A 24,665-nucleotide genomic window follows, 5' to 3' on the forward strand; every position below is an offset into this window, starting at 1 on the left:
GGTCATGGGCGGGTCCTGCGGCAATTGCGTTGCCGCAGCCGATACAGGCTGGCCCAAGTTCAAGCAAGAAGCCTCGATCGGTCCACAGAGCCTTTGAGGGCGAGCCTTTGACGGGACAGGCAAAAATGCTAGGAGGCGCGCGAAACCGGCGAAATCGGGGCTCTCCATGGATGCAAGGCAGTTGAAGGTCGAGGCCGCGCGGGCAGCGCTCGCCCATGTCGGCAGCGGCATGCGGCTCGGCATCGGCACCGGCACCACGGCGGAAGAATTCGTGCGGCTGCTGGCCGAGAAGGTTGCGACCGGCCTCAAGGTCATCGGCGTGCCGACTTCCGAGCGCACCGCAGCACTCTGCCGCGAGCTCGGTGTGCCGCTGTCCACACTGGAAGAAACGCCCGAGCTCGACCTCACCGTCGACGGCGCCGACGAGGTCGACCCGGAGCTGACCCTGATCAAGGGCGGCGGCGGCGCGCTCTTGCGCGAGAAGATCGTCGCGGCGGCGTCCGAGCGCATGATCGTCATCGCCGACAAATCCAAGATGGTCGAGACCCTCGGCCGGTTTCCGCTGCCGATCGAGGTCAACAAATTCGGCCTGCGCGCCACCGAGATCGCGGTACGCGCCGCCGCGGCAGGGCTCGGCCTTTCCGGGCCGGTTACATTGAGGATGACGGGAAGCCAGCCATTTGTTACAGACGGCGGCCACTTTATCCTCGATGCATCTTTTGGCCGCATTCCGGATACAAGAGCGCTGTCGAATGCTCTCTTCGCCATTCCAGGCGTAGTCGAGCACGGTCTATTCATCGGGCTGGCGTCAACGGCCATCATCGCCGGCGGCGACGGTATCGAAACCGTCCATGCAGCCTGAAACCAGGGAGTTCTACCGACTATGATTTTGCCTAAACGAGTTCGCCGCTTTTCGACGCTTCTGGCGGCCTCGGCCGTCCTTGCGCTGTCGTCACCGGTGTTTGCGCAGGACATCAGCGAATCGCATCTGAAGGCCGCGCGCGCGGCTGTCGCGGCGATCCATGCCACGGACTCGTTCGACAACATCCTGCCGCAGGCGGCCGGAGCGCTGGAGTCGCAGCTCATCCAGAAAAACCCCGACATGCAGGAACTGATCGGCAAGACGGTGACCGAGAAGGCGCTTGGCATGGCCTCGCGGCGCGCCGACCTGGAAAAGGAGGCGGCCATGGCCTATGCCAAGGTGTTCTCCGAGAAGGACCTCAACGATATCGCCGCCTTCTACAGCTCGGAGGCCGGCAAGAAACTGCTGGATAGCGGCCCCGCGGTGACGCGCGACCTCGTCAAGGCTGCCGACATCTGGCAAAATGGCGTTGCCCGCGATCTCGCCCAGCAGGTCGGCGAGACGCTTGCGGCCGCCGCCAAGGCAGCGGCGCCGGCAGCGCCGGCTCCGGCGGCCACCGCACCCGCCGACGGTTCCGCTCCGGCGGACAATTCGGCTCCGGCTGACGACACGCAGAACTGATCGTGTCGATCCGCCGACTGCGGCTGGACCACAAAGCCCGGGTTTGCCCGGGCTTTTCTTTTGCCGCTTGGCAGCCTACCTCTGACCCCCGTCTTTCTCACCCGCAGGAGCCCAAGCGATGGCCGCTTATGACTATGATCTGTTCGTCATCGGCGGCGGCTCCGGCGGGGTAAGGGCGGCCCGGATGGCGGCGGCTTTCGGCAAGCGCGTCGCCATCGCTGAGGAATACCGCTTCGGCGGCACCTGCGTCATTCGCGGTTGCGTGCCGAAGAAGCTCTACGTCTATGCTTCGCAATTTCCCGAGCATTTCGCCGATGCCGCCGGCTATGGCTGGACGGTGCCCGAGGCGAGCTTCGACTGGCCGACGCTGGTCGCCAACAAGGACAAGGAGATCGCGCGGCTCGAAGCGATCTACAAGAAGAATGTCGAAGGCTCCGGCGGCGAGACCTTCCATTCACGCGCAGTGCTCGTCGACACGCACAGCATCTATCTGGTTGCCGAGGACCGCACGGTCAGCGCCGACCAGATCCTGATCGCCACCGGCGGGCGTCCGGCGCCGCATCCGGCGCTGCCGGGCCATGAATATTGCATCTTTTCCAACGAGACCTTCGATCTCAAGGAGCTGCCGAAGGCGATCATGATCGAGGGCGGCGGCTACATCGCCGTCGAATTCGCCAACATTTTCCACGGTCTGGGCGTCGACACCACGCTGGTCTATCGCGGCCAGGAGATTCTGAGCCGCTTCGACATGGATCTGCGCCGCTCGCTGCACGAGACCATGGAGAGGAAAGGCATCAGGATCCTGTGCCACGCGGTTTCGGAATCGGTGCGCAAGACACCGGAGGGCAAGCTTGACGCGCAGCTCACCACTGGCGAGACACTGACGGTCGACCAGGTGATGCTGGCGATCGGGCGTCTCCCCAACACCGAGAATATGGGCCTGGAAGGCGTCGGCATCGAACTCAGCAAGACGGGCGCGATTGTCGTGGACAAATATTCGCGCACCAATGTCGACAACATCTGGGCGATCGGCGACGTCACGCATCGCGTGCAACTGACGCCGGTGGCGATCCACGAGGCGATGTGCTTCGTCGAGACGGCCTTCAAGGACAACCCGACAGCGCCGGACCACGACACCATTCCGACGGCTGTATTCTCGCAGCCGGAGATCGGCACTGTCGGCCTGTCGGAAGACGACGCGATCGAGCGCTATCCGGATGTCGAGATCTACCGCGCATCCTTCCGTCCGATGCGCCACACGCTGTCCGGCCGCGACGAGAAGATGCTGATCAAGCTGGTGGTCGACGGCGCATCCAGGAAGGTGATCGGCGCCCATATTCTGGGCCCCAATGCCGGCGAGATGGCGCAGCTTCTCGGCATTCCGCTGAAGGCTGGCCTGACCAAGGACGATTTCGACCGCACCATGGCCGTGCATCCGACCGCGGCCGAGGAACTGGTAACGATGTACAAGCCGACCTATCGCGTGAAGAACGGCGAACGGATCTGACCGGAGCGTGGGACGCGACGGCCGCCGGCGATGCCGATGGCCGTTAAGATGCGTCTACAGAAGCGTGCCGCGCAGGATCATCAGCGCCACCGAGAAGTAGATGACCAGCCCAGTGACGTCGACCAGCGTGGCGACGAACGGCGCCGAGGCGCTCGCCGGATCGAAGCCGATGCGCTTCAGCGCGAAGGGCAGCATCGATCCCGACAGCGAGCCGAAGGTGACGATGCCGACGAGCGCCGCTCCTACCGTCGCCGCGATCAGCATCCAGTGCGGGCCGTAGTCGTAGAAGCCGAAATACTGCCAAAGCGCGATGCGGCAGATGCCGACGATGCCGAGGATCGAGCCGAGCACCAGACCGGTCGGCAGCTCGCGCAGCGCCACCCGCCACCAGTCGCGCAGCCCGATCTCGCGCAGCGCCAGCGCGCGAATGACGAGCGAGGTCGCCTGCGAGCCGGAGTTGCCGCCGGAGCTCATGATCAGCGGGATGAACAGCGTCAGCACGATCGCCTTCTCCAGCTCGCCCTCGTAGCTCTGCATGGCGTTGGCCGTCAGCATCTCGCTGAGGAACAGCGCGCAAAGCCAGCCGGCGCGCTTCTGGATCATGGCGAGGAAGCTCATTTTCATATAGGGCTCGTCCAGCGCCTCCATGCCGCCGAAGCGGTGCACATCCTCGGTCGTCTCCTCGATCATCGTGTCGATGATGTCGTCGATGGTGACGATGCCGAGGAGCTTGCCGTGGTCGACGACAGGCAAGGCGAGCAGGTCGTATTTGGAGATTGTCTGCGCCAGGGTCTCGCGATCGGTGAGCGGCGTCACCGCCACCGGCATGCGATCGGGCGCCACCGACAGGATCGAATCCTCCGGATTGCCGGTGATCAGCCGGCGCAATCCGGTCGCCCGCAGCAAAAGATGCGTCTCCGGGTCGACGATGTAGATGGCGTAGATGGTCTCGCGGCTGCGCTCGACCTTTCGGATATGGTCGAGCGTGCGCCCGACGGTCCAGTCTGAGGGCACGCTGACGAATTCGGTCGTCATGATCGAGGCGGCGCTGCCTTCCGGATATCCCAGGATGGACAGCAGCGTCGCGCGCAGCGGCGGCGCCAAGGTGCCGAGCAGCTCCGAGCGGGCCGGCTCGTCCAGCTCGCGCAGGATGTCGGCGGCGCGATCGACCGACATGGCGGTCAGGAGCTTGCTCGCCTTCGGGCGCGGCAGGGCCTCGGCAAGCTCGGGTGCTGCTTCGAGTTCGGGCTGGTCGAAGATGTCGACCAGCCGCTCGAACGGCACGGCGCAGAGAAGCTCGATGGCCGTCTCGCGGGATTCATGGTTGAGGGCTTCAACGACGTCGGCGACGTGATCGTTGGCAAGAACACGGGCGACGGCGACCGCTTCGTCGTCCAGTACGGGTGCGAATTCGTTCATGGCTCACTCCTTGCCGTCCGGCAGGACGTGAGCCGTCAGGTCACGTCAGGGCGGACGGCGGTTGCGTTCGACTGTGACTGTCGCCAGGCATGGCGGGCTGACCTTTCTGCTCGCGGGGTTCGCGTTTGAATGCTGCGAGCGGGCGCAACATAGGAGCGGTTTTTACCGAGTCAATCGCGAAGGGCGCCGAAAAGGAATGCGGGCAGGCCGGATCGCGAGACTGTGATCGAAGACAGCCCAAGCCGGGCTACGGTCGCCGGTCAAGGGCTTGGCAGGACTGCTATTTCTGCTTCAGCCGGCGGAAGCGCAGCCACTTGTCCTCGACCGGCCGAGGCTGGGCCAGAATGGTGGTGAGCTCGCGCGGCAGGCTGGGCGCAAGCGGCTTCTTGGTGGCAACGCCGTCGGCGATCGAAACCACGCTGTGGTAGAACTCCTCGCCGGAAAGCGAGCGCGGCGCCACCGCCTCGTGCATGACGCTGATGACGGTGACGTTCGGGCAATTGTCCTTGATTGCCTGGTGGAAGGCGATCTTGCCTTCGGGGTCGAGCGCACCGGTCGCCTCGTCGAGGAAGAGAAGTCCCGGCTGCTGCAGGATGATGCGCGCGACCACCAGCTTCTGCTTCTGGCCGCCCGAAAGCACCTGGTCCCAGATCTTGCCCTCGCGGCTCTCGTCGGCCAGGTGGCCGATGAAGTCGCCGAGGCCGGCCTTGTGCAGCGCCGCGGCAACCTGCGTGTCGCTGTGATCGCTCTCTGAACCGGGCAGGCAGACGAGCTGCTTCAGCGAGACCTGCTGCAGCTTGACCTCCTGAGCGGCGTAGAAGCTCGTCACGCCCTCCGGGAAGACGATGGTGCCGCGGCCATATGGCCACAGGCCGTTGATCGCCTTGATCAGCGAAGTCTTGCCGCAGCCGGACTCGCCCTTGAGGAAGGTCCATTCGCCGCGGCGGAAGCGCAGATTGGCGGCGCTGAGGAAAGGCGTCGCGTCCTCGCCCTGATGCGCCAGCTCGAGCTTCTGGATGGTCAGGCCGAACACCGGGTTCTGGCTGGCGTAGCCGAAGTCGGAGCGGCCGGTCTGCTGATAGAATTCGCGCGGGTGCTGGACGTTCTCGATGGCGTTGGCGAGTTCGGTGACGCGCTGGCTGTTGGCCCTGAGCGTCGCGATCGCCGGCATCACATGGATGAACCACGAGCACTGGCTGATCAACTGGGCGACCATTTCGGAGCCCGTGATATAGCCTTTGTAATCGAGGCGGTTGTGGATGAACGACACCAGGCCCGGTGAATAGGCAACAATACGGGCGCCGACGAAATTGTAGATCAGCTCGAACGACGTGTAGCTGGTGTTGACGATATTGAGCCGTCCCCACGTCTTGTCGATATCGACATAGAGCCTGTCATGCATCGACTTTTGCACACCCTCGCCATGCGAGGCGGCGACGTGGAAGCTGCGGCGCAGGAATGTCGTCAGCTCGCTGCGGTAGCTGCCCTCGGCCTGCTGCATGCGCACATTAAGCCGCTCGAGCAGCCGCCCGAGCTTGACGGCGATCCAGGTGTTCAGCGGCACGTAAATGGCTACGGCGAGGAAAGCCAGCACCGCGGTGCCGTAGCCGCCGAGGAATTCCAGGCCCTTGACCTCGACCGAGGACCCGATCAGGTTTTCGCCGATGAAATAGAGCGAAGTCGCGACACCCAGCACGCCCATGGCAAGCCCGATGGCGCCGCCGGTCATGTCCTTGATCGATTCCTGGACGCGCTGGTCGATGTTGTCCGGAGCGACGATGCCGCCGGCCGCCGAGCCGTGCTGCGCATGAAAATGGGTATGGTTGCCGTCGAGCAGCGCCTGGTTGAACTGGCTGTTCAGCCAGCCCCGCCATTTGCGGTGCAAGGTCGTTGAAACGAGATTGCGCACGCCGGTGAAGCCGGCATCCTTCAGCACGACCAGCAGCACCAATACGCCGGCATTGGTCAGAATGGTCTGCAACGGGTGGGTGTTGGCGGCGTCATGGAGGAAGGCGATCGAATTGCCCAGCTCGCCCAATGCCAAGGCGAACCAGACGCCAGCCTTGCTGGACAACGCCGTCAGCAGCGCGATGACGAATGTGAGGGTCCAGGCTTCCTTCCACCGGTCGGAGAACCAGTAGGCTCGCATCAGCCCCCAGAATGTGCGCATCGACGATACCGGCGTCAGTGACGAGGTCTTCGCCTCGTTGGATGTTTGCTCCGGTACTGTTCGTTGCGGTCTACCGACCCCAGTCACGATCCCGCCCAAACCTTTCTTAGTTTTGTTACACAGGGTAACACCAATTGATCATTTTCCATTAATTTTCTGCCGGCGAATGTGAACAGGGTTACCCGCCGTGGCATGAGGGCAACAGAAAGGCTGCGCCGGGAGGTCGCCATTCGCGGCGATTTCATCTTTTATTTCAGTTCATTAGAGCTGTTTGCGCCAGCCGGCGGCAACCTTCCCTAAGGGAAGTGGAAAACACGGGTTTGTGAATGAAAAAGAGGTGTCCGCTGGCCGCGATGGCTACTGGCGGTGACCGGAATGACCGAAAATTTGCCGTCCGTGAGCTACTCAGGGTTTACCCGATTCGTCTTTTCCGGAGGCGCTGAAATGGCCGGAAATGGTCTTGCTGGCAGCGTCGTATCTGTCGATGGCGATCTCGCCGCTGCCGAAACGGACATGGCCGACCAAGAATACCGGCGATCAGGGCTGTTGCGGCGATCTGACCAAGCTTGGCTACGGCAACAGCTTCTTCCTGAGCAAAGCCAAGGCGACCGCGAAACAGGAGCACAATTTTCAGGAAAGCGCGGCGGTCAGTTCGGCGGCTACGGATCGCACTGACGGAACATTCAGTTCGCGGTTTCGAGCTCGCCGCGCGCCTTGGCCTGGGCCACCTGGCGGATGGCGTCGGCAAGCGTGTCGGCATCCTGCGCGCCCATCACGGCATATTTGCCTTCAAGCAGGAAGCAGGGCACGCCGGTGATGCCCATGCGCGAAGCGGTGGCGATCTCGTTGCGGACGGCCTCAACGTCGGCGTCGGTCGGCAGCAGCGTCTCGACCACCGACGCATCCATGCCGGCCTCGCCGGCGGCCGTAACCAACACGGCATGGTCGCCGATGTTCACGCCTTCCTCGAAATTCAGCTGAAAGAGGCGGCGCACCAGCCGGTTCTGCACGTCCTCGCCGGCTGCGCCCGCCCAGCGGATGACGCGGTGCGCGTCGAGCGTGTTCGGCGCGACCTTGATGGCGCCAAAGGCAAAGCTGATGCCCTCGGCTTCGCCGAGCGGCTCGATGCGCGCGTGGATCTGATGGATGCGCTCCTCGCTGCCGAACTTGCCGAGCATATATTGGCGGCGATCCATGCCGGCGGGCGGGATGGTCGGATCGAGCTGGAATGGCCGCCAGCGCACACGCACGTCGATGTCGCTTGCAGAAGCGATGGCCTTGTCCAGCCGCTTCTGGCCGATAAAGCACCAGGGGCAGACGACATCGGACACAACATCGACGGTGATGGTGTTCTCGGCGCTCATGCTCGTCTCCTGTTTGGTCTCTACCGGTCGGCCAGCCTCAGTTGGGCTTTCGCCACCAGGTCGGCAGCTGATAGCCGAATATGGGGGTCTTTTGCGGATGTTCCAGATAGCTCCAGTAAGCGACCCATTGCTGGGTGTTGTACTGCATCGGCACCATGTAGCCGCCTGAGATCAGCAGCCGGTCGAGCACGCGCACCGCGGCGACATAGTCTTCTTTGGTGCGGGCGTTCAGCATCGCGTCGATCGCGGCGTCGATCGCCGGATCGGCGACACCGGCGAGGTTGAACGATCCTTCCGTTTTCGCGGCGACCGATCCCCAGCGGCCGAGCTGCTCGCTGCCGGGCGACAGCGAATTGCTGAAGCCGCTCGTCCCGATCAGAACCTCGAAGTCGAAACGCTGCTTGCGCGACTGGATCTGGTCGCCGTCGAGGATGCGGATGCCGACGTCGATACCGATCTTTTCCAGCGTGCGCTGGTAGACGGCCGCCAGCCGCTCTTCGTCCTGCGACGAGGTTAGGATCTCGAAGCCGAACGGGTTTCCTTGCGCGTCGAGCATCTTGCCGTCCTGCACATGGAAGCCGGCGCTCTTCAGCGATTCGAAGGCGGTTTTGAGCACCTTGCGGTCCTGGCCTGAACCATCCGTCACGGGTGGGCGCCAAGTGCCGTCCATCACGTCGGGCGGCACGCGGCCGGGGTAGGGGGCAAGCAGCGCCTTTTCGCGATCGTCCGCAGGGTGACCGAGCGCCGACAACTCGGAATTCTGCCAATAGCTCATGGTGCGGTTGAACTTGCCGCCGAACAGATTCTTGTTCGTCCATTCGAAATCGTAGAGCATGCCGAGCGCGCGGCGGACGACGGGATCGGCGAATTTGGGCAGCCGGGTGTTGAACAGAAAGCCGGTCACAACCGGGGGAATGCCGGTGTTGAAATATTCTTCCCTCACATCCCCCTTTCGGAAGGCTGGAAAGTCGATGTCGCGCTCACGCTTGACCGGATCGGTCTCGTCATCGAGAGCGCAAATTCCTTTCTTGAACGCTTCCGTCTTGGCGTTGGCGTTGAGAAAATACTCGATCGTGACCTGGTCGAAATTGTCGAAGCCGCGCTTGGACGGAATGTCTTTGCCCCAGTAATCCGGATTCCGCTTGAAGACGATACGCTGCCCCGGCAGCACCTTGTCCACGGTGTAGGGGCCGCTGCCGATCAGCGGCTTCAGCGTGGTCTTGTCGAACGTGTCCTTGTCGAAGGCGTGCTTGGGGACGATCGGCGTCAGCGCGACGATCAGCGGAAATTCGCGGTTAGCCTTGTCGTTGAAGGTGAACTTCACACTGTGATCGCCGGTCTTCTCCAGCTTGGCGATCATGCTCATGCGGTCGCTGTAGGGTGGCCGGCCCTTCGCGGCGAAGACGTCGTAGGTGAACAGCACGTCCTCCGGCGTCACCGGCTGGCCGTCCGACCATTTTGCGTTCGGGTTCAGATGAAACTCGATGCTCTTTCGCTCCGGGTCCATGTCGGCACTGTCGGCAAGCAGCCCGTAGAGGCTGAAGGGCTCGTCATAGTTTCGCTGCATCAATGGCTCGAAGACGAGATTGCCGTAAACCGTATCGATCATCCCGCGCGCCGTGGTGCGCAGGCTTTTCAGGATAAAGGGATTGAGGTTGTCGAAGGAGCCGACGACGCAATAGGTGACGCTGCCGCCTTTCGGCGCGGCCGGATTGACGTAGTCGAAATGCTGATAATCGGGCGGCAGCGCCGGCTCGCCTTGCATGGCCAAGCCGTGCTTCGGCTCCGACTGTACCGGAAGGAGCGAAAGAGCCAGAAACGAGGTCGCGGCGATCAGCCGGACGAGAACGCGGTCCATGACCGTCTCCTTGCCGGACGGCTTTGTGATTCGCCATGCACCCTAGAGCATTTCGCTATCCGATTGAATCGGCGCGCCAATGGGAATCGGTTCCGCCGCTCCAGCGCCGATCGATGCTCGCCCTGGACATCGAACCGCGAAGAAATCGCGGAAACCGGGCTGGATTCGATGTCGCTGGCAGTGTAACACGCGCTCCGAAGTCATCCTGTTGCCTCATTTGGGCAACAGGTAGCTGGACCACACGGCACGAAGAAGCCGCTCCCCGGGATCATTTGAGAGGAAAGTGCACCATATGACGATCAACGCGTACCGCCTTTCGGTGCTGGCCGCAGGCGTGGTCGGCGTTCTGGGCGCCGGGCTTTTCACCGCCTCGGCCCAACAGCAGCCGCAGATCCCGCAGGGCTGGTTCAAGGCCTGCACCAAGCAGGAAGACGTTGACATTTGCAATGTGCAGAACATCGTCACGGCCGGCAACGGCCAGCTCGTCACCGGCGTCAGCCTGATCGAGCTCAAGGGCAAGGTGAACCGCAAGGTCTTCCAGGTCACGGTGCCGACCGGCCGCCTCGTGCCTCCCGGAATTGCGCTGCAGATCGATGCCGGCAAGGCGCAGAAGCTGGACTATGTGATCTGCTTCCCGGATCGTTGCGTGGCGGAAGTGCCGCTGAGCGACCAGCTCGTCGCTTCCTTCAAGAAGGGGCAGGGCATCACGCTCACCTCGATCAACTTCCAGAACCAGCCGAACCCGATCAAGATCGCGCTCACCGGCTTCAGCGGCGCCTATGACGGCCCGCCGCTGCAGCAATCGGACATCGAGGACCGGCAGAAGAAGCTGCAGGACTTCGTCGCCAAGAACAATCAGGACTTCGCCAAGAAGCTCAAGGACGAGCAGGACAAGGCCAAGACCGCGAACTGATCGCGCAGGCGCATTTCTCGGAAAACAAAAAGCGGGGCAAATGCTCCGCTTTTTATAGCCCCGCGCCGCCCGCCCTGGGCGACGTTCGTTAGCGTTTCAGTGCTTCGACTGGCGCTTCGGCTCGTAGCGGCCGTCCGGCAGCTTGTCGAAAATCTCGCCGATCTGCGGATGCCGTACCGGCTCGCCCGACCGGTCCTCGAGCAGGTTCTGCTCGGACACATAGGCGATGTACTCAGTCTCCGAATTTTCCGCCAGAAGATGGTAGAAAGGCTGGTCCTTGCGCGGACGCACGTCGGCGGGAATAGCCTCGTACCATTCCTCGGTGTTGGCGAATTCGGGATCGACGTCGAAGATCACGCCGCGGAATGGAAACAGCCTGTGGCGAACCACTTGCCCGATCGAGAACTTGGCCGTTTTCATTACGTTCACCACTTAGGTTCCGAGGCGCCTGTCGTGGCTGCGCACAAGGCGCCTAAAGCCTTGAATTTACACGTCACGCGGCCAAAAATCGACCCCGACTTTCGGCTGGTGCCTATTTGGCGCAGACGCGGCCGCAGTTCAATAGCCAAGTCCTTGATCTTGGCTGAAGCAACGGGTTAGCCGCGCGGGAGTTTTCCCGCCTGAGCGAAGAAAGTCCGACGTCATCGGCCTTGGAATACTACCGGCCGACCTCTTTCCTTAGGCCGCCGGCGATGGCGCGAAAGCCGCTGCCGGGCCGCAGGCCCTCGCGCATGAAGAAGGCGCGCAGCGGCGCGAAGCCGCCAAGCGCACTAAGGCCGGCGCTGCGCGCCAGCTGCGCCGGCAGCATGTCGGACAAGAGCGACATGTTGAGCAGGTTCACTGCGCCACTGCGCGCCCAAATGTCGGGCCGGCGCCTCGTGTCATAGGCGGCGAGGCTTCGGCGCGATCCAGGGTCATTGCTGTTTTCACTCGCGATTCCAATCAGATCGTCGATATCCCTGATACCCAGATTGAGGCCTTGGGCGCCGATCGGCGGAAACACATGCGCTGCCTCGCCGACCAGCGCCACGCGGTTTTGCGCGAAACGGCCGGGCGAGGCCGCAGACAAGGGATAGACCTGGCGGCCCGGCTCGACGGAGACCCGGCCAAGCATCGATTGCATCTGCTCCTCGACACGCCCCGACAAAGTTGCATCGTCGAGCGCGGCAAGCTCCCGCGCGGTCTCCGGCCTCACCACCCACACAAGGCTCGAGCGCCTGCCGGGCAGCGGCACCTGCGTGAACGGCCCTGTCTCGGTATGGAACTCGGTTGAAACGAAGCCGTGTTCGCTGCGGTGGCCTAAATTGAGCACAAGCGCCGACTGCGGATAGGGACGCGCAAAGGCGCGAATGCCGGCGGCTTCCCGCGCCAGCGACAGGCGCCCGTCGGCGGCGACAGCAAGCGATGCAGAGATTTCGCTGCCGTCGGCCAGCCGGGCATGGGCCCGATCGGCGTCCAGGCGCCATGACTCGACGGTGGATTTCAGCCAATGAATGCCATCATGAGCTGAAACCGCCTTGGCAAGAATGGTGATGAGGGCCTTGTTCGGCAGATTGAGCCCGAACTGTTCCTCGCCGATCTCGCTGGCGCGGAAGATCACGGTTGGACTGCGGATCAGCCGCCTTGTGGCATCGACGATGCGCATCACCTTGAGCGCCGCGGCCTGCGGCTTCAGTTCGGCAAGGATGCCCAGTCGTTCAAGGACTTTCAGGGCGGGGTTCATGAGGGCGGTGGTGCGGCCGTCGGCGGTGTTGGCCTCAGGGCCGACCAGCGTCACTTCGAAGCCGGCCTCGGCGAAGCCGAGCGCGGCGATCAAGCCGGCCGGACCGCTGCCGGCAACCAGGATGCGGGCTTTGTCGTTGTGCTCCACGCCAGGCTTCCACAATGCGAGGCGACCCGTCGGGCCTTTGTCCCGATATAGGGCAGATTGGCCGGCTTGATCAACGCGGCGATTCAGCCCATTCGATTGCCATGAGCGGCGAGCAGCATGATTTCAGCCATCTCGACCGCGCCGGCCGCGCGACGGCGGGCGTGGCGCGCAGCCCGCGCCGCGCGGTCATGCTCGCGATTGGCATCGGCATCGCCCTTGCCTGGTTGCTTCTCGGCGCGATGGCGATACGCGGCGCTGAAGGCAGCCCCGTGGGCGGCCCCGGCGATATGCTGCTGAAAAATCTGCCGGGCCTGCCGTTGCCGGATTTTCTCGACCGGTTCTTCGCTCTTTGCCTCGCGCCGGCGCCGCTTGCCGGCCTGGCCGGCCTGCAAGCGCCGGCGCTTGTGCTGATGTGGTTCCTGATGGCCGTGGCGACGATGCTGCCTTCGGCGGCGCCGCTGATCCGCACCTATTGCGAAATCGCCGACACGGCGAGGATCAAAGGCGAACCAGTCGTTCATCCGCTGGTGCTTGTCGCCGGATACCTCGCCACATGGCTTGCCGCATCCGTGGGCTTCAGCGTGCTGACGTTCGCCGTGTACGCCTTTGTCGGTTCCGGCCGGATGCTCGACCCCGCCGTCGGGCTTGCCGGCGCCATCGCGCTGCTTGTCGCCGGCCTCTATCAATTCAGCGGCCTGAAACAGGCATGCCTGGAAAAGTGCCGCAATCCGTTCTCGGTCCTGTTCGCCAGGTGGAGCGCGAAATCAGGCCGCATCTTCCGGCTCGGCCTGGAACAGGGCGTCTGGTGTCTCGGTTGCTGCTGGGCGCTGATGCTGGTGATGTTTGCCGTCGGCGCCATGAACGTCTTCTGGATGGCGCTGATCGGCCTGTTCACGCTGATCGAAAAACAGACCGCCGGCAGGGTGGCCAGCCGGATTGCCGGTGCGATACTGCTTGTGTGGGCGGCTGCCCTGCTATTAGTTTCGGCATGAGGGAGAATTCGATGACCGACCAAAGCTGGGCAATGAAAGGGGAGCTGGTACTCTCCTGCAATTGCACGGTTTTCTGTCCCTGCGTGCTGTCGCTTGGCAGCCATCCGCCGACCGAGGGCTATTGCCAGACATGGGCGGGCTTCCGCATCGATGCGGGCCATTTCGGCGAGGTCGAACTGTCGGGCCTCAATCTCGGCCTGATCATGGAAATTCCCGGCTATATGAGCCGCGGCAACTGGACGGCCGGCCTGTTCATCGACAAGCGCGCGTCGATCTACGCGGTGAAGGCGCTGACCAAGATCTTCACCGGCAAGGCCGGCGGCACCACCTCGCTGCTTTCGATCCTCGTCGGGAAATTCCTCGGCGTCGAGCAGGTGCCGATCACCTACGGGACGCGTGACAAGACGCGCGTCTTCCAGATTCCCAAGATTATCGACGGCGCGGTGACGCCCATTCCCGGCAAGGACCGTGAGAAAGATACGGTGATCGCCAATTCGGAATATTGGATCGCGCCGGAAATCATCGTGGCGAAGTCCGACAAGAGCAAGATGCGCGCCTTCGGCCGCAACTGGAATTTCGCCGGCCGCTCGGCCGAAATCTGCAAGCTGGACTGGCGGGGACCGTGAGCAAGAACACAAGGGCCGGCAAGGCAGCCAAGAAGATCGCGCAACGGATCCCATTGCCGAAGAAGAAGGTGACGTGGCCGCAGGCGCGCGCGTTCTCCGTGCATCTGCTCACGGCGTCGGGATCGTTCCTTGCCTTCCTATCGCTGGTCGCGGCGAGCGAGCAACGCTGGACGGCGATGTTCTGGTGGCTGGGGCTGGCGCTTTTCGTCGATGGCATCGACGGCCCGATCGCCAGGAAGCTCGAGGTCAAGGAAATCCTGCCGACATGGTCGGGCGAGCTCCTCGACAACATCATCGACTACGTGACCTACGTGCTCATTCCGGCCTTCGCGCTCTACCAGCGCGGCTTCATGGGCGAGAATCTGTCCTTCCTGTCGGCGGCCATCATCGTCGTCTCCAGCGCGATCTATTATGCCGACACCGGCATGAAGACGAAGGAGAACTTCTTCAAAGGGTTTCCCGTCGTCTGGAACATGGTGGTGTTCACGCTCTTCGTCATCGAGCCTGGGCAATGGGTGTCTTTCGCCGTGGTGGTGGTTGCCGGCATTTTGACCTTCATGCCGATCAACTTCATCCATCCGGTGCGTGTCGTGCGGCTGAGGCCGGTCAATCTCTTTATGACGCTTTTGTGGTGCGCCTTCGGCGCGCTGGCGCTGGCGCAGGCAGCACTTGCCGCCTTCTATGACAAGATTGGCGTGCTGGGAGAGCAGGTCAGCAACTTCACCAAGATCGGCATCACCATCAGCGGCCTCTATCTCGCCAGCATCGGAGGCATCATGCAGATATTTCCCAATCTGGGCGCCAAGAAGTCCTGATCCTGGATCAGGATATTTTTTGCTGAATGGTCATCCTGGCCCTAGCTGTATATCGGCGCATGAACTTCCGAAAATCGGTTCTCCTTTTCGGAATCATGTTTCCAGATTTTCGCACTTACCCTTCTGAGAGCTGAGCGATGTCCAAGGCAATCCGCATCCACGCCCATGGCGGCCCCGAAGTCCTGGCCTATGAAGACGCCGACCCCGGCCAGCCGGGAGAAGGCCAGATCCTGATCCGGCACACGGCAATCGGCCTCAACTTCATCGACGTTTACTATCGCTCCGGGCTTTATCCGCCACTTGGCGGTTTTCCGCTGATCCCAGGCGGCGAGGCAGCGGGCGTCGTTCTGGCGCTCGGCCCGGGTGTCGACTGGCTGAAGCCCGGCGACCGCATCGCCTATGCCGTCAATGTCGGGGCTTACGCTGAGCAACGGGTGATCGCGGCCGACCGCGTGGTCAAAGTGCCGGACGGCATCGGCGACGAGCAAGCGGCGGCGATGATGCTGAAGGGCATGACGGCCGAATACCTCTTGCGCCGCACCTTTCCCGTCAAGGTCGGCGACACGATCCTCTACCACGCAGCCGCAGGCGGTGTCGGCCTGACCCTCGGGCAATGGGCAAAGCATCTCGGCGCGACCGTGATCGGCACCGCGAGTTCCGCCGACAAGATCGAACTTGCGCGGGCGCACGGCTTCGATCACGTCATCAACTACAAAGAGCAGGATTTCGTCGCCGGCGTAGAGGCGCTGACGGGCGGGAAGAAATGCGACGTCGTCTACGATTCCGTCGGCGCCGACACTTTTCCGGCATCGCTCGACTGCCTGCGGCCGCTCGGCATGTTCGTCAGCTTCGGCCAGTCGTCCGGGCCGATCCCGCCTTTCTCGATGTCGCTGCTGGCGCAGAAGGGCTCGCTCTATGCGACCCGGCCGACGCTTTTCGTCTATAATGCCAGGCGCGAAGATCTGGTGAAGTCGGCCGAAGCGCTTTTCGACGTGGTCAAGAGCGGCGCCGTCGCGATCAAGATCAACCAGCGCTATGCGCTGAAGGATGCTGCAAAAGCGCAAGCGGATCTCGAGGCCCGCAAGACGACGGGAACGACCGTCCTCATTCCCTAAAGCGTTTCACGGAAGCGGCGTATCGCTCTATCGCAATTCCGGGGCGGGAAGTCGCTTTACACTTTTCAGCACCATACCTAGCCGGCTGCCCTGTTTTTCAGTGGCTTGCCGTGCCCGAAGGCACGGATTGCCTGAAAAGCGCTGTTGATTTGCTGTCGTTCCCCACGGATCTATCTTAGCCCTTGAGTTTCCGCTGAAATTCTTGAAGCTCTTTCAAGTCGGGTGCTGCTTTCCGACTGGAGCCGGCCGCGCATACCATGCTTTCGGGAACACAGAACATGTCTGGGAAACCGGATGGGAGGCACTGTGAGTGCAAATCATGACAGGGCGAACCTGCTCGAGGTTCGCGGCCTAACCAAGATATTCGGCACGCTGACGGCGTGCGATCACATCGATCTCAATATCGCAAAAGGCGAGATCCACGCGCTGCTCGGCGAGAACGGCGCCGGCAAGTCGACGCTGGTCAAGATGCTGTTCGGATCGCTCGAGCCGAACTCGGGCGAGATCTTCTGGGACGGCAAGCCGGTCAAGATCACCAGCCCGGGCGCGGCCAAGAAGCTCGGCATCGGCATGGTGTTCCAGCATTTCTCGCTGTTCGAAGCGCTGACCGCGGCCGAGAACATCGCGCTTTCGCTCAATGACGGCTCGCCGATCAGCAGCATCGCCGCGAAGGCGAGGGCATTGTCCTACAGCTATGGCCTGCCGCTCGATCCGGATTCGCTGGTCGGAGACCTTTCGGTCGGCGAACGCCAGCGCATCGAGATCATCCGTTGCCTCTTGCAGACACCGCAGCTCATCATTCTCGACGAGCCGACTTCGGTGCTGACGCCGCAGGAGGCCGACAAGCTGTTCGAGACGCTGGAGCGCCTGCGCGCCGAAGGCAAGTCGATCCTCTACATCTCGCACCGGCTGGAAGAGGTCAAACGCATCTGCGACCGCGCCACGGTGCTTCGCCACGGCAAGGTTGTCGGCCATTGCAACCCGCGCCAGGAGACCGCCGCATCGCTCGCCCGCATGATGGTCGGCAGCGAGGTGAAGGCTGTGGTCCGCGCGCCGGCCGAAGGCATCGAAACGGCGCCGGCGCTGCTGGAAATCCGCAGCCTCAGCCGCAAGCCGGCGACGCCCTTCGCCATCCCGCTCAAAAACATCAACCTCACCGTGCGCGCCGGCGAAGTGATCGGCATCGCGGGTGTGGCCGGCAACGGCCAGGGCGAGTTCTTCGAATCCGTGTCCGGCGAAGTGCTGCAGCAGGATACCGGTTCCGTGCGCATCCGCGGCAAGGACGCCGGCGGCCTTTCGATCACCGGCCGGCGACTAATGGGGGCCGCCTTCGTGCCGGAAGAGCGCCTCGGCCATGGCGCAGCACCCCGCATGAAGCTTTCGGAGAACCTGCTGCTCTCGCGCCATGCCACCGACGGCAAGGCTTTCGTCGGCTCGGGCGGCATGGTCAAGAACAGCGCCGTTTACAGCGCCGCCCAGCGCATTATTACAGCCATGGACGTGCGCAAGAGCGCGCCCGATCCGGAGGCCGCCGCGCTGTCGGGCGGCAATCTGCAGAAATTCATCGTCGGGCGCGAGCTCGACCGCAAGCCGAGCGTCATGATCGTCAACCAGCCGACCTGGGGCGTCGACGCCGGTGCTGCCGCTCACATCCGCCAGGCCCTGATCGAGCTTGCCCGCAGCGGCTCCGCGGTCCTGGTCATCAGCCAGGATCTCGACGAATTGTTCGAGCTGTCGGACGCGATCGCCGTCATGCACAACGGAGAACTGTCGACGCCGCTGCCGATCGCCGAGGCGACTTTCGAGAGGATCGGCCTGTTGATGGGCGGTGCCGAGCCCGGCCATGCCGAACACAGGATGGAGGTGGCATGATGCGCATCGAACTCGTCAAACGCCCGCAGCGCTCGGCGCTGTTCTCGATGCTGTCGCCCTTCATCGCCTTCGCACTGACGATCATTGCCGGCGCCATCATGTTCGCCTTGCTCGGCGTCAACCCGCTCAATGCCTTCGAGGTCTATTTCGTCGAGCCGGTCAGCCAGGTCTGGCAGTTGCATGAGCTGGCGATCAAGGCAGCGCCGCTGATCCTGATTGCGGTCGGCCTGTCGGTCTGCTACAGGGCCAATATCTGGAACATCGGCGCCGAAGGCCAGTTCATCTTCGGCGCGATCTTCGGCTCGATCATCCCGGTGCTGTTCCCGCAGTTCGAAGGCCCGCTGGTGATCCCGCTGATGCTTCTGCTCGGTATGGTCGGCGGCGCCTTTTACGCATCGATCCCGGCGCTTTTGAAGACCCGATTCAGCACCAACGAGATCCTGACCAGCCTGATGCTGGTCTATGTCGCGCAGCTTTTCCTAGACTGGCTGGTGCGCGGCCCGTGGCGCGATCCGCAAGGCCATGGCTTCCCGCAGACGATCCAGTTCGGCGACTCGGCGGTGCTGCCCGAGCTGATGCCCGACGCCGGCCGAGCCAATTGGGGCTTTGTCTTCGCATTGGTTGCCGCCGTGCTGGTCTGGCTGATGATGAGCCGCATGTTGAAAGGATTCGAGGTGCGCGTGCTGGGTTCCAGCCCAAGGGCAGGGCGCTTTGCCGGCTTCGGTTTCAGCCGGATGGTGTTCTTCGCTTTCCTTCTGTCCGGCGCGCTGGCCGGCTTGGCAGGCATTTCGGAGGTCTCCGGCGCCATCGGCCAGTTGCAACCGGTGATCTCGCCCGGCTACGGCTTCACCGCCATCATCGTCGCCTTCCTTGGGCGCCTCAATCCGCTGGGAATCGTCGCGGCGGGCCTGGTGCTGGCGCTGACCTATCTCGGCGGCGAGGCGGTGCAGAGCGCGCTCGGTATTTCCGACAAGGTGGCGCGCGTGTTCCAGGGCATGCTTTTGTTCTTCGTGCTCGGCTGCGACACGCTCATCCATTACCGCATTCGCCTGATCGGCGTGGCGCTGACGAAGCCGAACGGCGCGGCGCAGCTCGAAGCGGCGCCCAAGCTCGAGGAGGCTCGCTGATGGACATCACCGTCAACATCCTTTTGACCATCGCGACCGCGGCGACGCCGCTTCTGATCGCGGCGATCGGCGAGCTGGTTGTCGAGCGCTCCGGCGTGCTCAATCTCGGCGTCGAGGGCATGATGATCATGGGCGCCGTCGGCGGCTTCGGCGCCGGTTACCTCACCGGATCGCCATGGATCGGCCTGCTTGCCGCGATCATCGTCGGCGCGCTGTTCTCGCTGCTGTTCGCCGTCATGACGCTGTCGCTCGCGACCAACCAGGTGGCGACCGGCCTGTCGCTGACGCTGCTCGGCCTCGGTCTCTCCGGCATGATCGGCACCAGCTTCGTCGGCCAGCCGGGCGTGAGATTGCCCAATTTGGACATCCCGGGGATCAGCTCGATCCCGGTGGTCGGCAAGCTGGTCTTCGGCCAGGACCCAGTGTTCTACATCTCGATCGCGCTGACCGCGGCGGTTATGTGGTTCCTGTTCAAGACGCGCACGGGCCTGACGCTTCGCTCGATCGGCGACAGCCATACGTCGGCGCATGCGCTCGGCATCAAGGTCATCCGCTACCGCTATCTCGCCGTGATCTTCGGCGGCGCCTGCGCCGGCCTTGCCGGCGGCCACCTGTCGCTGGTCTACACACCGCAATGGGTGGAAAACATGAGTGCGGGTCGCGGCTGGATCGCGCTGGCGCTGGTGGTGTTCGCGTCTTGGCGCCCTTGGCGGGTGCTGGCCGGCGCTTACATCTTCGGCGCGGTGTGGATCGGCCAGCTTCATGCACAGGCTTTTGGCATTCCGGTGCCTTCGCAGTTTCTTTCTTCGCTGCCCTACCTGGCAACCGTCGTGGTTCTCGTTCTAATCTCGCGCAACAAGCGGTTGACGATGATGAACACGCCGGCTTCGTTGGGGCAGCCATTTGTTCCGGATCGTTGACAACAACAAAAAGACGGGAAGCTCCAAGGCTTAACTCAGAGAGGTAACACAATGAAAAAACTGCTTATTGCGTTGATGACCACGGCCGCGAGCCTGTCCCTGGCGGCAACCGCCCAGGCCGCCGACAAGCTCAAGGCCTGCTGGGTCTATACGGGTCCGATCGGCGACTTCGGCTACTCCTATCAGCACGACCAGGGCCGGCTCGAAGTCGAGAAGGCGCTCGGCGACAAGGTCGAGACCGCCTATCTCGAAAACGTCTCGGAAGGCCCGGACGCCGACCGCGCTTTCGAGCGCCTGGCGCGCGAGAAGTGCAAGATCATCTTCGGCACCTCCTTCGGCTTCATGGATGCCGAAGTGAAGGTCGCCAAGAAGTTCCCCAAGGTGATGTTCGAGCATGCCACCGGCTTCAAGACCGGCGACAATCTCGGCATCTACAACGCCCGCTTCTATGAAGGCCGCTATGTGCTCGGCCAGATCGCGGCCAAGGAATCGAAGAAGGGCCTCGCCGGCTACATCGTTTCCTTCCCGATCCCGGAAGTGGTGATGGGCATCAACTCCTTCATGCTCGGCGCGCAGTCGGTCAATCCCGACTTCAAGGTGAAGATCGTGTGGGTGAACTCCTGGTTCGACCCCGGCAAGGAAGCCGACGCCGCCAAGGCGCTGTTCGACCAGGGCGCCGATATCATCGTCCAGCACACCGACTCGACCGCCGCTCTGCAGGTCGCCGAGGAGCGCAAGCTGCACGGCTTCGGCCAGTCGTCCGACATGATCAAGTTCGCACCGCACGCGCAGCTGACCTCGCTGACCGACGAATGGGGTCCGTATTATATCAGCCGCGTCCAGGCGGCGCTCGACGGCACCTGGAAGCCGGACAATGTCTGGCTCGGCATCAAGGACGGCGCTGTCAAGCTCGCGCCCTACACCAACATGCCTGACGACGTGAAGGCGATGGCCGAGGCGACCGAGAAGAAGATCGCCGGCGGCTGGAACCCCTTCACCGGACCTGTCTCCAAGCAGGATGGTTCGCCTTGGCTGAAGGACGGCGAGGTCGCCGACGACGGCACGCTGCTCGGCATGAATTTCTACGTCAAGGGCATCGACGACAAGCTGCCGCAGTAGCGGCAAAATCGCTGAACCGAAACGAAAAGGGCGCCACAGGCGCCCTTTTTTTAAGCTGCGTGGGTCCGCGTGGGCTGTCAGACGGCCGAGCCGTAAAGGTCGTAAGCGTCGGCGCGGTCGATCTTGACGGTGACGATCTCGCCGGCGCGCAGCGGCCGCCGCGACTGGATGTGCACGGAGCCGTCGATCTCAGGCGCGTCGTATTTGGTGCGGCCTTTGCCGGATGTGCCATGCGCCTCGTCGATCAGCACCGGCAGGCGCTTGCCGACTTTCTTGGCGAGCTGCGTTGCCGAGATCTTCTGTTGGCGCTGCATGAAACGGTGCCAGCGCGCTTCCTTGACCTCCTGCGGCACCTGCTCCAGCCCGAGGTCGTTGGAGCGCGCGCCCTTGACCGGCTCGTATTTGAAACAACCGGCGCGGTCGATCCTGGCTTCGTCCAGCCAGTCGAGCAGCATCTCGAAATCGTCCTCGGTTTCGCCGGGGAAGCCAACGATGAAAGTCGAGCGGATGGCGAGATCCGGGCAGACCTCGCGCCAGCCGCGGATGCGGTCCAGCGTCTTTTCGCCGTGCGCGGGGCGGCGCATGTTCTTCAGCACCTGTGGCGAGGCGTGCTGGAAGGGAATGTCGAGGTAGGGGAGGATCCTTCCCTCCGCCATCAGCGGAATGACGTCGGCGACGTGCGGGTAGGGATACACATAATGCATGCGTATCCAGATGCCGAGTTTCGCGAGTTCCTCGGCGAGGTCGAGGAATTTCGCCCGCACCTCGCGATCGCCGAACATCGACGTCTGGTACTTGATATCGATGCCGTAGGCGCTGGTGTCCTGCGAGATGACCAGGATCTCCTTGACGCCGGCCTTGGCGAGCTTTTCGGCTTCGCGCAGCACATCCCCGGCCGGGCGCGAGACGAGATCGCCACGCAGCGCAGGGATGATGCAGAAAGTGCAGCGATTGTTGCAGCCTTCGGAAATCTTCAGATAGGCGTAGTGGCGCGGCGTCAGCTTCACGCCCTGCGGCGGCAGCAGGTCGACATAGGGATCGTGGCTGGGCGGGGCCGCCTCGTGCACCGCGGCCATCACGCTCTCATAGGCCTGCGGGCCGGTGATCGCCAACACATTGGGATGCTTTTCGCGGATGACCTCCGGCTCGGCGCCGAGGCAGCCGGTGACGATGACGCGGCCGTTCTCGGAAAGGGCGGAGCCGATGGCGTTGAGGGACTCGTCGCGGGCGGAATCGAGAAAGCCGCAAGTGTTGACGACGACGAGGTCGGCGCCATCATGCTTGCGTGCGATCTCGTAGCCTTCGGCGCGGAGCCGCGTGATGATGCGCTCGGAATCGACGAGCGCCTTCGGACATCCAAGACTGACGAAACTGACGCGTGGGGCGGACATAAATTTGTTTTCCAAGAGATGAGGGCGAGATCGAGGAGCCTCAGGCTCCGAAGATCGATCCACGGCGCGCGGCTTTGAGCCATTTCGCGCGGCGCAATAGCACGCTTCGGCACAGAAGCAAACCTGCCAGCCGGCCATGACAAGGGGCGATGCGGCAGCCGCTCGCCTTGAAAGAGCGTCAGTGGCCGTCCGATCCGAACCAGGGCGCCAGGAAAGCAAAATGGTCGGGAAACTGCTGCACGGCGCCTCCCAGAAGCATGTTCACCGCGACATAGAGGATGATCAGCAGGCCGACATAGGCGATCCAGCGGTACTTGTGCAGCAGGCGCGCGACGAAGGATGCGGCAAAGCCCATCAGCGCGATCGAAAGGACCAGCCCGATGATCAGCACCGTCGGATGCTTCATGGCTGCGCCGGCGACGGCGAGCACGTTGTCGAGCGACATCGAGACGTCGGCGATGACGATCTGCCAGGCGGCCTGCGAGAAGGTCTTGCGCGGTTTGCCGGCGATTTTGCCGTCCTTGTTATAATCGCCGTTCGACAGCGCTTCTGTCGCGTCGCGCTCATCCTCGTGGCTGACGCGCAGCTCGCGCCACATCTTCCAGCATACCCACAGAAGCAGGAGCCCGCCGGCGATGAGCAGCATCGGGCCGATGCTCAGCAGCCATTGCGTGATCAGGGCAAAGACGATGCGCAGGACGGTGGCTGCCGCGATGCCGACCAGGATGGCACGCTTGCGTTGATCGATGGGAAGGCCGGCTGCCGCGAGGCCGATCACAATTGCGTTGTCGCCGGCAAGCGCGAGATCGATTGCGACGACCTGGAGGAGAGCCGAAAGGCCTGCGGCAGTGAATATTTCCATCGACTAGAAATCCTTGCCTGAAATGAGCGTAGCCCTTTACCCGGACGGGCCTAAAGGCGCGGTCCATCGGCGTCAAGACGCAGGGTTGGACATCGCCGGAAAACAAGGCCGGCAGCGCAAGTCCCCAAGGATCTAGGGGGTCGCTGGCAAGCTGGCGAGGCCGAAAACTAGAGCGTTTCACCGTTTTACGGAAACGGCGAACCGCTCTATCTCTTTGTTTTGACGCAATTCCGGACGGGAAACCGCTACGCACGTTCCCTGGAATTGCTCTAGTCGTAGAGATTGTATTTGGCCCAGTCGGATTCCGGGATTTCGTCGCCGATCTTGTAGCGGAACTGCAGCACCTGCATGTGGTCCGGCGCGGTCTGGCATTTGAACTTCAGCCGGTACCATTGGCCATTGCTGCGGAAGGCGGCGCCCGAGCTCTTGATGGCATCGGCGCTCATCTGCGGCGTGGCGAACGCGTAGGCCACGACACGGTCGGCCTTGTAGTTGTGATCGTCATGGCTGATCCGGTCGAGCACCTCGGCGTCACAGCGCTGCTCGAGGCGGGTCTCAGGATCGAGTTTCATCAGCCCGGCGCGCAACGCATTGTCCATCGCCTTGGCCGGCAAGACCGGCGTCAGCGACGCCAGAACCATCAGGCAGAGCTTTTTCATGGGGGCGACAAGCAGCATATTTTGTCCGATAAATCAAATAAACGGTGGTTTACCAACTGTCGGTCGCCAGCGCCGCTTCGCTTCCAACGAATGCACCGTCTGCAACCCTTGATCGCCTTAAGCTGCAGACTCGCTAATATGCGTGGAATGTCTATGTCGTCGATGCCGGAATCCACGGATTTCAGGCAACTGAACCAGTCGGACTTGCGCCTCCTGGCGGTCGCGAAAAGGCTGGTCACAACGCGTTGTCCATGCTGGGTTACATGTAACTATTGCGGAGAATGGCTCATGGCATCGGCAAGAAGGGCAAAGTCCACGCATGTGAAGGTGCAGGAACATCGGGAGCGGCTACGCGCCCAGGGCCTGCGGCCCATCCAGATTTGGGTGCCGGACGTGCGCGCCGCGTCGTTTAAGTCCGAGGCGCACCGACAGTCGGCGGCGGTGGCCGCGAGCGCCCGTGCGGCCGAGGATCAGGCGTTCATGGACGCGGTATCCGATTGGGACGATGAATGAGGCGGGGCGAGGTCTGGACCGTCTCCGGCGGCAGGGATTATGCGGGCAAGCCGCGCCTTGTCGCCTTGCG

At 63.0% G+C, this 24,665-nt stretch carries 23 protein-coding genes; 14 read left to right on the forward strand and 9 right to left on the reverse strand.

Annotated elements, in window-relative coordinates; genetic code table 11:
- The first annotated feature begins 166 nt into the window (after positions 1–166).
- The 3 genes from rpiA to gor all read left to right on the forward strand — a co-directional run bounded on the left by rpiA (position 167) and on the right by gor (position 2,990).
- On the forward strand, positions 167–862 hold the full coding sequence (gene rpiA, locus FJW05_RS25450; protein ID WP_140636648.1) for a ribose-5-phosphate isomerase RpiA: 696 nt from the start codon (positions 167–169) through the stop codon (positions 860–862).
- A gap of 21 nt (positions 863–883) precedes the next feature.
- Positions 884–1,483, forward strand: coding sequence for a DUF2059 domain-containing protein (locus FJW05_RS25455; protein WP_140636650.1), 600 nt, complete (start codon positions 884–886; stop codon positions 1,481–1,483).
- A 118-nt stretch (positions 1,484–1,601) separates the two neighbouring features.
- Positions 1,602–2,990 (forward strand): glutathione-disulfide reductase, encoded by a 1,389-nt coding sequence (gene gor, locus FJW05_RS25460; protein ID WP_140636652.1) that lies wholly within the window; start codon positions 1,602–1,604, stop codon positions 2,988–2,990.
- Between the two features lie 54 nt (positions 2,991–3,044).
- On the opposite strand, the gene mgtE is transcribed toward gor, so the two are convergent.
- Both mgtE and FJW05_RS25470 read right to left on the reverse strand, forming a co-directional pair.
- Positions 3,045–4,409, reverse strand: coding sequence for a magnesium transporter (gene mgtE, locus FJW05_RS25465; protein ID WP_140636654.1), 1,365 nt, complete (start codon positions 4,407–4,409; stop codon positions 3,045–3,047).
- 280 nt (positions 4,410–4,689) lie between these two features.
- Positions 4,690–6,579, reverse strand: a complete 1,890-nt coding sequence (locus tag FJW05_RS25470) for an ABC transporter ATP-binding protein/permease (RefSeq protein ID WP_181165072.1) — start codon at positions 6,577–6,579, stop codon at positions 4,690–4,692.
- A gap of 375 nt (positions 6,580–6,954) precedes the next feature.
- Between FJW05_RS25470 and FJW05_RS25475 the strand changes: the two genes are divergently transcribed.
- Positions 6,955–7,254: a hypothetical protein gene (locus FJW05_RS25475; RefSeq protein WP_140636658.1), complete on the forward strand. Its 300-nt coding sequence runs from the start codon at positions 6,955–6,957 to the stop codon at positions 7,252–7,254.
- Between the two features lie 8 nt (positions 7,255–7,262).
- Here the strand turns inward: FJW05_RS25475 and FJW05_RS25480 are convergent, their stop codons facing one another.
- A complete protein-coding gene (locus tag FJW05_RS25480) occupies positions 7,263–7,943 on the reverse strand; it encodes a DsbA family protein (protein ID WP_140636660.1) in 681 nt (226 codons plus the stop codon).
- A 37-nt stretch (positions 7,944–7,980) separates the two neighbouring features.
- On the reverse strand, positions 7,981–9,801 hold the full coding sequence (locus FJW05_RS25485; protein WP_140636662.1) for an extracellular solute-binding protein: 1,821 nt from the start codon (positions 9,799–9,801) through the stop codon (positions 7,981–7,983).
- Between the two features lie 292 nt (positions 9,802–10,093).
- On the opposite strand from FJW05_RS25485, the gene FJW05_RS25490 reads away from it, so the two are divergent.
- On the forward strand, positions 10,094–10,714 hold the full coding sequence (locus FJW05_RS25490; protein ID WP_095765425.1) for an invasion associated locus B family protein: 621 nt from the start codon (positions 10,094–10,096) through the stop codon (positions 10,712–10,714).
- Between the two features lie 96 nt (positions 10,715–10,810).
- Here the strand turns inward: FJW05_RS25490 and hspQ are convergent, their stop codons facing one another.
- Both hspQ and FJW05_RS25500 read right to left on the reverse strand, forming a co-directional pair.
- Complete coding sequence (hspQ, locus tag FJW05_RS25495) at positions 10,811–11,134, reverse strand: heat shock protein HspQ (RefSeq protein ID WP_181165073.1); 324 nt, start codon at positions 11,132–11,134, stop codon at positions 10,811–10,813.
- Between the two features lie 238 nt (positions 11,135–11,372).
- The gene (locus FJW05_RS25500; protein ID WP_140636666.1) at positions 11,373–12,584 is read right to left on the reverse strand and encodes a UbiH/UbiF family hydroxylase; all 1,212 of its coding nucleotides are present in this window, start codon (positions 12,582–12,584) and stop codon (positions 11,373–11,375) included.
- 101 nt (positions 12,585–12,685) lie between these two features.
- On the opposite strand from FJW05_RS25500, the gene FJW05_RS25505 reads away from it, so the two are divergent.
- The 8 genes from FJW05_RS25505 to FJW05_RS25540 all read left to right on the forward strand — a co-directional run bounded on the left by FJW05_RS25505 (position 12,686) and on the right by FJW05_RS25540 (position 21,170).
- Positions 12,686–13,576, forward strand: coding sequence for a DUF2182 domain-containing protein (locus FJW05_RS25505; protein WP_140636668.1), 891 nt, complete (start codon positions 12,686–12,688; stop codon positions 13,574–13,576).
- Positions 13,577–13,587: 11 nt separating this feature from the next.
- Positions 13,588–14,202, forward strand: coding sequence for a DUF1326 domain-containing protein (locus FJW05_RS25510; protein ID WP_140636670.1), 615 nt, complete (start codon positions 13,588–13,590; stop codon positions 14,200–14,202).
- Positions 14,199–15,017 carry a phosphatidylcholine synthase gene (gene pcsA / locus FJW05_RS25515; protein WP_181165074.1) on the forward strand — a complete coding sequence of 273 codons (819 nt, stop codon included), beginning with the start codon at positions 14,199–14,201 and terminating at the stop codon, positions 15,015–15,017. Before FJW05_RS25510 ends, pcsA begins: the two co-directional genes overlap by 4 nt.
- A gap of 137 nt (positions 15,018–15,154) precedes the next feature.
- Entirely contained in the window at positions 15,155–16,132 is a 978-nt protein-coding gene (locus FJW05_RS25520; protein ID WP_140636672.1) for a quinone oxidoreductase, read from the forward strand.
- 294 nt (positions 16,133–16,426) lie between these two features.
- Positions 16,427–18,004 carry an ABC transporter ATP-binding protein gene (locus FJW05_RS25525; protein WP_181165075.1) on the forward strand — a complete coding sequence of 526 codons (1,578 nt, stop codon included), beginning with the start codon at positions 16,427–16,429 and terminating at the stop codon, positions 18,002–18,004.
- Positions 18,001–19,131 carry an ABC transporter permease gene (locus FJW05_RS25530; protein ID WP_140636675.1) on the forward strand — a complete coding sequence of 377 codons (1,131 nt, stop codon included), beginning with the start codon at positions 18,001–18,003 and terminating at the stop codon, positions 19,129–19,131. The genes FJW05_RS25525 and FJW05_RS25530 overlap by 4 nt, the downstream gene beginning before the upstream one ends.
- Positions 19,131–20,051: an ABC transporter permease gene (locus tag FJW05_RS25535; RefSeq protein ID WP_140545691.1), complete on the forward strand. Its 921-nt coding sequence runs from the start codon at positions 19,131–19,133 to the stop codon at positions 20,049–20,051. The genes FJW05_RS25530 and FJW05_RS25535 overlap by 1 nt, the downstream gene beginning before the upstream one ends.
- Before the next feature lie 51 nt (positions 20,052–20,102).
- Complete coding sequence (locus FJW05_RS25540) at positions 20,103–21,170, forward strand: BMP family ABC transporter substrate-binding protein (RefSeq protein ID WP_140636677.1); 1,068 nt, start codon at positions 20,103–20,105, stop codon at positions 21,168–21,170.
- 77 nt (positions 21,171–21,247) lie between these two features.
- On the opposite strand, the gene rimO is transcribed toward FJW05_RS25540, so the two are convergent.
- From rimO to FJW05_RS25555, 3 genes are all read right to left on the reverse strand, one after another.
- A complete protein-coding gene (rimO, locus tag FJW05_RS25545) occupies positions 21,248–22,561 on the reverse strand; it encodes a 30S ribosomal protein S12 methylthiotransferase RimO (protein ID WP_140636679.1) in 1,314 nt (437 codons plus the stop codon).
- A gap of 178 nt (positions 22,562–22,739) precedes the next feature.
- A complete protein-coding gene (locus FJW05_RS25550; protein WP_140545688.1) occupies positions 22,740–23,423 on the reverse strand; it encodes a TerC family protein in 684 nt (227 codons plus the stop codon).
- 269 nt (positions 23,424–23,692) lie between these two features.
- Positions 23,693–24,100, reverse strand: coding sequence for a DUF930 domain-containing protein (locus FJW05_RS25555; RefSeq protein ID WP_181165076.1), 408 nt, complete (start codon positions 24,098–24,100; stop codon positions 23,693–23,695).
- Positions 24,101–24,370: 270 nt separating this feature from the next.
- Between FJW05_RS25555 and FJW05_RS25560 the strand changes: the two genes are divergently transcribed.
- A complete protein-coding gene (locus FJW05_RS25560; protein WP_140545687.1) occupies positions 24,371–24,595 on the forward strand; it encodes an antitoxin MazE family protein in 225 nt (74 codons plus the stop codon).
- Positions 24,596–24,665 lie beyond the last annotated feature (70 nt).

This window comes from Mesorhizobium sp. B2-9-1 (genome assembly GCF_006439455.1).
Lineage (GTDB): Bacteria > Pseudomonadota > Alphaproteobacteria > Rhizobiales > Rhizobiaceae > Mesorhizobium.

Bases quoted from the DNA above. Each gene is read 5' to 3' on its own strand.
- rpiA (WP_140636648.1), top strand. From the start codon at position 167: ATGGATGCAAGGCAGTTGAAGGTCGAGGCCGCGCGGGCAGCGCTCGCC.
- FJW05_RS25455 (WP_140636650.1), top strand. From the start codon at position 884: ATGATTTTGCCTAAACGAGTTCGCCGCTTTTCGACGCTTCTGGCGGCC.
- gor (WP_140636652.1), top strand. From the start codon at position 1,602: ATGGCCGCTTATGACTATGATCTGTTCGTCATCGGCGGCGGCTCCGGC.
- mgtE (WP_140636654.1), bottom strand. From the start codon at position 4,409: ATGAACGAATTCGCACCCGTACTGGACGACGAAGCGGTCGCCGTCGCC.
- FJW05_RS25470 (WP_181165072.1), bottom strand. From the start codon at position 6,579: ATGCGCACATTCTGGGGGCTGATGCGAGCCTACTGGTTCTCCGACCGG.
- FJW05_RS25475 (WP_140636658.1), top strand. From the start codon at position 6,955: ATGACCGAAAATTTGCCGTCCGTGAGCTACTCAGGGTTTACCCGATTC.
- FJW05_RS25480 (WP_140636660.1), bottom strand. From the start codon at position 7,943: ATGAGCGCCGAGAACACCATCACCGTCGATGTTGTGTCCGATGTCGTC.
- FJW05_RS25485 (WP_140636662.1), bottom strand. From the start codon at position 9,801: ATGGACCGCGTTCTCGTCCGGCTGATCGCCGCGACCTCGTTTCTGGCT.
- FJW05_RS25490 (WP_095765425.1), top strand. From the start codon at position 10,094: ATGACGATCAACGCGTACCGCCTTTCGGTGCTGGCCGCAGGCGTGGTC.
- hspQ (WP_181165073.1), bottom strand. From the start codon at position 11,134: ATGAAAACGGCCAAGTTCTCGATCGGGCAAGTGGTTCGCCACAGGCTG.
- FJW05_RS25505 (WP_140636668.1), top strand. From the start codon at position 12,686: ATGAGCGGCGAGCAGCATGATTTCAGCCATCTCGACCGCGCCGGCCGC.
- FJW05_RS25510 (WP_140636670.1), top strand. From the start codon at position 13,588: ATGACCGACCAAAGCTGGGCAATGAAAGGGGAGCTGGTACTCTCCTGC.
- FJW05_RS25520 (WP_140636672.1), top strand. From the start codon at position 15,155: ATGTCCAAGGCAATCCGCATCCACGCCCATGGCGGCCCCGAAGTCCTG.
- FJW05_RS25525 (WP_181165075.1), top strand. From the start codon at position 16,427: ATGGGAGGCACTGTGAGTGCAAATCATGACAGGGCGAACCTGCTCGAG.
- FJW05_RS25530 (WP_140636675.1), top strand. From the start codon at position 18,001: ATGATGCGCATCGAACTCGTCAAACGCCCGCAGCGCTCGGCGCTGTTC.
- FJW05_RS25535 (WP_140545691.1), top strand. From the start codon at position 19,131: ATGGACATCACCGTCAACATCCTTTTGACCATCGCGACCGCGGCGACG.
- FJW05_RS25540 (WP_140636677.1), top strand. From the start codon at position 20,103: ATGAAAAAACTGCTTATTGCGTTGATGACCACGGCCGCGAGCCTGTCC.
- rimO (WP_140636679.1), bottom strand. From the start codon at position 22,561: ATGTCCGCCCCACGCGTCAGTTTCGTCAGTCTTGGATGTCCGAAGGCG.
- FJW05_RS25550 (WP_140545688.1), bottom strand. From the start codon at position 23,423: ATGGAAATATTCACTGCCGCAGGCCTTTCGGCTCTCCTCCAGGTCGTC.
- FJW05_RS25555 (WP_181165076.1), bottom strand. From the start codon at position 24,100: ATGCTGCTTGTCGCCCCCATGAAAAAGCTCTGCCTGATGGTTCTGGCG.
- FJW05_RS25560 (WP_140545687.1), top strand. From the start codon at position 24,371: ATGGCATCGGCAAGAAGGGCAAAGTCCACGCATGTGAAGGTGCAGGAA.